At 56.7% G+C, this 2,066-nt stretch carries 2 protein-coding genes; one reads left to right on the top strand and one right to left on the bottom strand.

Annotated elements, in window-relative coordinates; translation table 11 throughout:
• Nucleotides 1-664: AraC family transcriptional regulator (locus tag A3730_RS19495; protein ID WP_063538724.1), on the top strand; the 664-nt coding region annotated here is incomplete at its 5' end.
• Here A3730_RS19495 and A3730_RS19490 read toward each other — a convergent pair.
• Nucleotides 661-1,932, bottom strand: coding sequence for an O-acetylhomoserine aminocarboxypropyltransferase/cysteine synthase family protein (locus A3730_RS19490; RefSeq protein ID WP_063538722.1), 1,272 nt, complete (start codon nucleotides 1,930-1,932; stop codon nucleotides 661-663). The genes A3730_RS19495 and A3730_RS19490 overlap by 4 nt on opposite strands.
• Between the last annotated feature and the right edge of the window lie 134 nt (nucleotides 1,933-2,066).

Genomic DNA, 2,066 nt, shown 5'->3' with positions numbered 1-2,066 from the left:
TGGCGAAGGTGGAACCTTCGAATATGCCGTGGCAGGTGATGTGTGCGAAATCCGCTACCTGCCCCAATACACCACTCGGCTGGCAGAACGGGTGGAAGCCGCGCTGGCCTCCCTGTTGCAACTGACACGCTGGTCCACCGGCGAGCAACTTCAAGCCAGCGGCATCAGTTTCTCCCATCCGGCTCTGGCCGACCCGGATCGCTATCAACAACTGCTGGGTGTCCCCGTTGAATTCGAAGCTGCCCACAATAGCTTGCGCATTTCAGCCGCCGCCCTGTCGCTGCCACTCATCTACGCCAACCCGGCGCTTTGCCAGCACTTGCGCACCCTGGCCGACCAGCTGCTGGAGCAACTGGGCAGCCAGTCGTTAAGTGCCAGCGTCCGCGACCTGTTACGTCAGCATCCCCGCTGGGGCAAGGAAAAAGTGGCCGAGCAGATGGCCATGAGCGGCCGCCACCTGATCCGCAAACTCAGCGAAGAAGGCACCAGCTTCAAGCTGCTGCGCGATTCACTGCTGCAGGGCATGGCTGAACAGTCACTGAAGGAAGGGTCAAAACTCTTTGATATTGCCGACAAATTGGGCTTTTCCGATGAAAGCGCCTTTGCCAAAGCCTTCAAACGCTGGACCGGCATGACGCCGGCCCAGTTTCGTGCACAAATTTAAACGGCCAACAGCGCCTGTTCGATATCTGCCAGGATATCGTCCACATGCTCGATACCAATGGACAGACGCACCAGGTCTGCGCTGACACCCGCCTTTTTCAGCTCTTCATCATTCAACTGCCGGTGTGTGGTAGTCGCCGGATGGCACGCCAGAGACTTGGCATCACCAATGTTGACCAATCGTTTGATCAACGCCAGCGCATCGATAAAACGCGCTCCCGCCTCGCGGCCACCTTCTACACCAAAACTGAGAATGGACGAGGGCACCCCGCCATCCATGTATTGCTGCGCCAATGCATAATCCTTGTCGGTTTCCAGGCCGGCAAAATTCACCCAGCTCACCTTGGCATGGTCGCGCAGGTACGCAGCCACTTTCATGGCATTCTCGCAATGGCGTTCCATGCGCAGGCTCAGGGTTTCAATGCCCTGCATAATCAGGAACGCATTCATCGGTGACAACGCGGCACCCATATTGCGCAAGGGCACAACCCGGGCACGACCAATGAACGCGGCCTCACCCATGGCCTCTACGTACACCACACCGTGATAGCTGGGATCCGGTTCATTGAACTGCGGGAAACGCGGGTTATCTTTCCAGGGGAATTTGCCGGAATCCACGATGGCGCCAGCAATGGTGGTGCCGTGGCCGCCCATGTATTTCGTCAATGAGTGCACCACAATATCAGCGCCGTGTTCAAAAGGCCGGCACAATGCTGGCGTCGCCACCGTATTATCCACCACCAGCGGCACGCCTGCGTCATGGGCCACCTTGGCTAACGCAGCCATATCCACCACGTTGCCCGCCGGGTTACCGATGGATTCGCAAAACACCATCCTGGTTTTTTCATCAATGGCATCCGCAATCGCCTGGGGATTGCGGCCATCGGCCATGCGCACCTCAATGCCCTGATTCGGCAAGGTATGCGCGAACAAGTTATAGGTACCGCCATAAAGCTGACTGGTGGAAACAATATTGTCCCCCGCTTTGGCCAGCGTCTGAATGGTTGCGGTGATCGCCGCCATACCTGACGCCATGGCCAACGCACCGATGCCGCCCTCCAGTTGCGCAACGCGCTCTTCAAGCACCGCGTTGGTCGGATTCATTATGCGACTGTAGATATTACCCGGCACTTTGAGATCAAAAAGATCCGCCCCATGCTGGGTATCATCAAAGTAGTAGCTGGTAGTCTGGTACATGGGCACGGCCACCGCATGGGTCTGCGGATCGCCAGCAAAACCACCATGAATGGCAATTGTTTCCCGTTTCATAAATCCCTGCCTCAGATTGAATTGTCGCCCAGGCGACACACACGCAAAAAGGCCGCCAAACGGCAGCCTGAAAAAGAACCTTTATTTAATCGGGGGTTCGTCCCAGAAATCAAATTGTTTGGGTATATCCGCCA

The sequence above is a fragment of the Alcanivorax sp. HI0044 genome, from assembly GCF_001634945.1.
The sequence above is the reverse complement of the archived record's forward strand: the minus strand, read 5'-3'. Positions and strand labels throughout refer to the sequence as shown.

Bases quoted from the DNA above. Each gene is read 5' to 3' on its own strand.
- A3730_RS19490 (WP_063538722.1), bottom strand. From the start codon at position 1,932: ATGAAACGGGAAACAATTGCCATTCATGGTGGTTTTGCTGGCGATCCG.